Annotated in this window: 4 protein-coding genes; 2 read left to right on the plus strand and 2 right to left on the minus strand. The window is 76.0% G+C overall.

Annotation, left to right across the window (positions count from 1 at the left end; genetic code table 11):
* Positions 1 to 166: 166 nt before the first annotated feature.
* Positions 167 to 2206, minus strand: coding sequence for a nucleoside-diphosphate sugar epimerase/dehydratase (locus tag MNZ27_RS16770; RefSeq protein WP_242395246.1), 2040 nt, complete (start codon positions 2204 to 2206; stop codon positions 167 to 169).
* A gap of 283 nt (positions 2207 to 2489) precedes the next feature.
* Between MNZ27_RS16770 and wecB the strand changes: the two genes are divergently transcribed.
* Both wecB and MNZ27_RS16780 read left to right on the plus strand, forming a co-directional pair.
* On the plus strand, positions 2490 to 3626 hold the full coding sequence (gene wecB, locus MNZ27_RS16775) for a non-hydrolyzing UDP-N-acetylglucosamine 2-epimerase (RefSeq protein WP_308197982.1): 1137 nt from the start codon (positions 2490 to 2492) through the stop codon (positions 3624 to 3626).
* 272 nt (positions 3627 to 3898) lie between these two features.
* Positions 3899 to 5161, plus strand: a complete 1263-nt coding sequence (locus MNZ27_RS16780; protein ID WP_242395247.1) for a glycosyltransferase family 4 protein — start codon at positions 3899 to 3901, stop codon at positions 5159 to 5161.
* Between the two features lie 28 nt (positions 5162 to 5189).
* Here MNZ27_RS16780 and MNZ27_RS16785 read toward each other — a convergent pair whose 3' ends face one another.
* Positions 5190 to 5744, minus strand: a complete 555-nt coding sequence (locus tag MNZ27_RS16785; protein ID WP_242395248.1) for a PilZ domain-containing protein — start codon at positions 5742 to 5744, stop codon at positions 5190 to 5192.
* Positions 5745 to 6096: the final 352 nt, after the last annotated feature.

Genomic DNA, 6096 nt, shown 5'->3' on the forward strand with positions numbered 1-6096 from the left:
GTCACGATCGCTCCGCGGCGCTTCCCCGGGGAGCCTCATCCTCCCCGCGGGGACCATAGCCGCGGCGGGCGGCGCGCGCACGGCGGGGCGGCGCCTCGTGCCGCGGGCGGCCGGCGCGCCCCCCGGAACGCGGGGCCCCCGATCGCGTGCTCGGATCCGAACGGGATCAGTCGGAGCTCGACGAGGCGAGGGCGCGGGGGGGGACGGCGGACGTCGGCGCTCCGCGGGCCACGCCGTTCCGCGCCGCGGGGCGCCCGTCGGGCGTCGGCCCGGGCGCGCCGAACGGGAGCGGCGCCTCGGCGGGGGTCTCGAAGGGGCGCGGCGCCTCCGCGGCCGTGTTCGGCGCGCGGTACGTGGGGACGAGGTCGCGCAGGGCCTCCAGGATCTCGGCGCGATTCCCCGCGTGGGCGGCCCGCTCGAGCGCGTCGAGGCGTTCGGCCAGATCCGGGCGCGGCGGCGGGCTCGCCGCCACCCTGATCCGCTTGCGCACGGCGTGCGTGCGCTCCTCCTCCTCCGTCAGCACCTCCTCGAAGAGCTTCTCGCCCGGGCGCAGCCCCGTGTACACGATCGGCACGTCCTCGCCCGGGACGCGCCCGGCGAGCGTGATCATGTGGCGCGCGAGATCGGCGATGCGGACCGGATCGCCCATGTCGAGCACGCACAGCTCGCCGTAGCCCCCCAGGCCCGCCGCCAGGACCAGGTTCACCGCCTCGGGCACGGTCATGAAGAACCGCGTGCACTCCTGGTGCGTCACCGTCACCGGGCCGCCCCGGGCGATCTGCCTCCTGAAGATGGGCACCACGCTCCCCGCCGAGCCGAGGACGTTCCCGAAGCGCACCGCCGTCATGCGCGTCCCCGGCGAGGCGCGGCCGAGGTCCCGCACGAGCAGCTCCGCGACGCGCTTCGTCGCCCCCATCACCGAGGAGGGCTTCACCGCCTTGTCCGTCGAGATGAGCACGAACCGCTCGGCGCCGCAGGCCTGCGCCATGCGCGCGACGTTCCGGGTGCCGAAGACGTTGTTCTTCACCGCCTCGCCGGGCGCGACCTCCATGAGCGGGACGTGCTTGTGCGCGGCGGCGTGGAACACGTCCTGCGGCCGGTACCGCGCGCCGAGGCGGAGGAGGGGCGCGCCCTCCCGGACGTCGGCCACCTCGGCGCGGACGTCGAGGCCGGGGTGCTCGTCCGCGAGCCACCGGGCCCGCAGGTAGAGCTCGTTCTCGTTCATGTCCACCATCACGAGCTGGGACACGCCGTGATGGGCGAGCTGGCGGCACAGCTCGCCGCCGATGGAGCCGCCCGCGCCGGTGACCAGGGCGCGCCGCCCGCGGACGAGGGCGCGGAGGTCCGCGTCGTCGAAGTCCACCGGAGGTCGCTGGAGCAGGTCCTCGGCCGAGACGTCGTCGAGCATCGCCGCCGCGCGCCGCTCGTCCGCCTCCGCGAGCGCGGCGGGGATGATCTTGAAGCGGACCCGGCAGCGCTGGCACAGGTCGAGGATCTCGCGGATGCGCCCCGGGTCGTGGTGGGTCTCGGCGAGGAGCACCACCGAGGCCCCGTGCCGCCGCACGACCTCGGGGAGGTCGCGCACGTGCCCGAGGATCGGCTTCCCGTCGAGCCGGCCGCCGCGGAGCGCCCCCTCGTCCTCGACGAAGCCCACGAGGTCGTAGGGCGCGCCGGTGCTCCGCTGGAGGTCGCGCGCCAGCAGCTCCGCCGCCACGCCGCTGCCCACGATGATCGTCCGCGCCGCGCCGGCGCGCCGGCGGAGGCGGCCGGCCTGCCAGCGGAAGAAGGCGCGCGGCGCGAACCGGCCGCCCCCGAGCGCCGCGGTGGCGAGGAGCAGGTCGATCACGAACACGCTCCGCGGCAACGCCCCCGGGGCGACCCACGCCGCGACCGCCGCGAACAGCGTGGTCCCCGCGAGCGTCGCCGCGAGCACCCGCACCGCCTCGGGGAGGCCGGCCAGGCGGAACGACCAGCGGTGGAGGCGGGCCGCCAGGTTCGCGACGAGCCGGCACCCGGCGACGAGCGGGACGAGGACGGGGAGCGCCGACGCGAACCGCGCGGGGGGCGGCCCCTCGAAGCGGAGCCACTCGGCCGCGACGAGCGAGGCCGCCGACGCGCCGCAGTCGAACACGAGGATCGCGAGGATCCGGGCGAGCTGGCGTCGCCTGGCGCGCGCCCCCGCCGACCGGCGCTGCGAAGGATGCACGATCGTCCCCCCTGGTTTCGCGCACACCACCACACTTTCATGCGGACGTGCGCGCCGCTCGCGGGCAGGCCCCGCCGTGCCTTCACGATGGGTCGCGCGTTCCGCTCGCCCCGGACCGAGCGCCTCCGTCGCGGCGGCGGTCCGCGTCGTCGCCCGGGGGTGCACCCGGGCCGCGAGGGGGTCCTCGTCGCTCCCGGAGGCGGTCACTAGATTCGGCGTCGCCGGGGGCGAGGCACGCCGCCGATCCTGCCTGGCACCGCCCCCCTCGAGAGGTGCCGCCGACGTGCGCCCGCTCCGCCTCGTCCACGTCGTAGGCGCCCGGCCGAACTTCATGAAGATCGCGCCGGTGATGCGCGCCGTCGCGGCGGCGGGGTTCGCCGCGCAGCGCCTCGTCCACACCGGCCAGCACTACGACGTCTCGATGTCGGACGTCTTCTTCTCGGACCTCGGGATGCCGGTGCCCGACGTCCACCTCGGGGTGGGCTCCGGCTCGCACGCCGAGCAGACCGCGCGGGTGATGATCGGGTTCGAGAAGGTCTGCCTCGCGGAGGCGCCCGACCTGGTGGTGGTGGCGGGCGACGTGAACTCGACGCTCGCCTGCGCCATCGACTGCGCGAAGCTCTGGATCCCTTGCGCGCACGTGGAGGCGGGGCTCCGCTCGTTCGACCTCCGGATGCCGGAGGAGGTGAACCGGATCGTCACGGATCGGCTCTGCGAGCTCCTGTTCACCCCCTCCCCGGACGCGGACGAGAACCTCCGGCGCGAGGGGACCGATCCCGCCCGCGTCTTCCGGGTCGGGAACGTGATGATCGACACCCTCCTCGCCCACCTCCCCCGGGCCCGCGCGTGCGGCGCGCCCGCCCGGCTCGGGGTCGAGCCGAACGGGTACGCGGTGCTCACGCTGCACCGACCGTCCAACGTGGACGACCCCGCGATCCTCCGGGGCCTCCTCGACGCGCTCGAGCCGATCCAGGCGCGCGTCCCGGTGGTGTTCCCCGTCCACCCGCGAACCCGCGCGCGGCTCGAGGAGGCCGGCCTCCTCGCCCGGATCGGCGCGCTCCCGGGGCTGCGCCTCTGCGAGCCGCTCGGCTACCTCGAGTTCCTCGGCCTCACCTCCCAGGCCCGGCTCGTGCTCACCGACTCCGGCGGGCTCCAGGAGGAGTCCACCGCGCTCGGCATCCCCTGCCTGACGCTGCGGGAGAGCACCGAGCGCCCCATCACCGTGACCGAGGGGACGAACACCGTCGTCGGCACCGACCCGGCCCGCGTCGCCGCGGAGGCGCTCCGGGCGCTCGCGGGCGCGGGAAAGGCGGGGCGCACGCCGGCGCTCTGGGACGGGCGGGCGAGCGAGCGGATCGCGGGCGTCCTCCAGGCGTGGTGGTCGGCGCGGGCTCCCGACGGCGGTCCCCGCCCGCGTTGAGCGAGCGTCGGGGGGCGCGCCCGCGCGCGCCCCCCCCCCGCCCCCCACCACGGCGCCCGCCGCTCGCCGGCGCGGTGCGGGGGGCCCCCCCCGGCGTTGCGCGCGCGGGGGGGGGCGCGCCCGGGCGCCCCGCCGCCGAGACGACCTCATGGGCACCCTCGGCTCGCCTGCGCGGATCGGGGACGTCCTCCTGCCTCGCCCCGGTTGACGCGCTGGCGCGCCGGCGCGGCGTCCATACCGTCGTCTCGATTTCCCGCTCGAGAGGTGTCGAATTGAAGATCCTCCTCGTCTGCCCGCACTACCCGCAGCCGGGGGCCCCCGGCTTCTCCTGGTTCAACGGGTTCGCGCGCGCCTGGACCGACGCCGGCCACGACGTCACGGTCATCACCAAGGCGGTGGACTGCGCGGGCCGCGCGCCTCGGCGGTACGCGTGGCGGTGGGTGACCCGCGAGCAGGACGGACGCGTCGCGGTGTGGCGGTGCCACGTCCCGCTGGGCTCGGGCCGCGGCCTGCTCGGGCGCGCGTGGGCCTTGCTCGGCTTCGTCCTCTCCGCGCTCACGGCCGCCCTCCGCGTTCCGCGCGCGGACGTGGTGATCGCCTCCTCGCCCCCGCTGGTGGTCGCGCTGCCGGGCTGGCTCGCGGCGCGGCGGATGCGGGCGCGCCTCGTCTTCGAGGTCCGCGACCTCCACCCGGAGAGCGCGATCACCACCGGCGTCCTCTCCGGGCGCTCGCTCCTCACGCGCCTCCTCTACGCGTTGGAGGCCTGGGCGTACCGCGCGGCGGACCTCGTGAACGTCCTCACGCCCGCCTTCCGTGACGACCTCCTCCGGCGCGAGGTCGCGCCCGCGGAGAAGATCGTCTGCGTGCCGCACGGCGCCGACCTCGACGTCTTCCGGCCAGGACCGCGAGACAACGCGATCCGCCGGGAGCTGGGCTGGGGCGACCGGTTCGTCGTGATGTACGCGGGGGCCCACGACCGCGCGAACGCGCTCGGCCAGCTCGTCGACGCAGCGGAGCGGCTGAAGGATCTGCCGGAGATCCTCATCGCGACGGTGGGCGACGGCCCGGAGCGCGCCCGCCACGAGCGGGCGGCGAGGGAGCGCGGCCTGCGGAACATCGTGTTCTGCGGCCCGCAGCCCGAGTCCCGGATGCGGGACGTGGTGAACGCCTGCGACGTCGGAGCGGCCGTGCTGCAGGACAACCCGACGTTCCGGACCGTCTACCCGGGCAAGGTCTTCGAGTACATGGCGTGCGCGCGACCGACGCTGCTCGCCATCGACGGCATCGCCCGCAAGCTCGTCTGCGAGGAGGCGCGCGCCGGGGTCTTCGCCGAGCCCGAGGACGGCGCCTCGCTCGCCGACGCCATCCGCCGGCTCGCCGCGGATCCGGTCGGGCTCGCGAAGATGGGCCGCCGCGGGCGCGCCTGGGTCGAGGAGCACGCGAGCCGCGAGGTCCTCGCGCAGCACTACCTCGCGGCGCTGCGCGCGCTGGTGGAGGGACGCGAGGCGGTGAAGCCGCTCCAGGCGACCGGGTGAGCGGCGCCCCGGCGCGCGGCGACGACCGTCACCGACCCGGGTGCCCGTGCCCGTGCCCGTGCCCGGCGACGCGCGGCTTCCCCAGCGCCGGGGCGGGGGGCGCGCCGGACGCGGTCGAGAGCGGCCCGCCGTCGTTGCGGATCTTCCACTCCTCCCAGAGGTTCAGGACGAGCGACACGTCCGCGAGCGGCACCCGCTTCTCGAGGTGCGGGAACTCCGCGATGAACGCCTCGTGGAACGCGTGGTAGCGCAGCGGCGTGAAGTAGCGCAGCAGCGTCTCGCGCCCGTGCGCGTCGACGTCGAGGAACTCGATCCCCATCCCGGTGGTGAACCCGGGGTCGTCGATCGGGACCGCGTGGGCGATCCGCGAGCGGATGGGCAGCGGCCCGTCCGGCAAGGCGAGCTCGACGAAGAGCTCGAGCCCCTCGCGGAGCAGGAAGCTGGACGCGACGAAGACGCCGCCCAGGCCGAGGTCTCGCGAGGTGCAGAAGGCCTCGAACTGCAGCCCGTCGTCGCCGGGGATGTAGAGGCGGCAGGGCAGCTCGATCTCGATGCGCTCGTAGCGGCGGCTGGTCTCGCTCACGGCCCCCGACGATAGCACCGAAAGCGGCCGGCCGAGCGTCCCCTCCCCTGGGGAGGGTCACCGACTAAACGGCCGGTCATTCGAGAGCGGGCCAGCGGGGAGGGGCCCCACCGCAGGTGGGGAGGGGCGGCGCCCCTCCCCGCGGGACAGCGCGCGCCAGCGCGCGTGGGCCCCGCGTAGCCAGAGGGGTGGGGCCCCGGCCAGCTTTGCTGGACGGGGCGGGGGCGCAGCCCTGACCATTCATCACATCGTCCCGGCCCGCATCCGCTCCGCGAGGCGTTTCGCGCCCGGGGCCGCGGGTACGAGCGCGCCTGCACGGCGAGCGTGGGGCTGGCTCAAGAAGGAGGTGGAG

The organism is Anaeromyxobacter oryzisoli (genome assembly GCF_022690765.1).
Taxonomy (GTDB): Bacteria; Myxococcota; Myxococcia; order Myxococcales; family Anaeromyxobacteraceae; genus Anaeromyxobacter; species Anaeromyxobacter oryzisoli.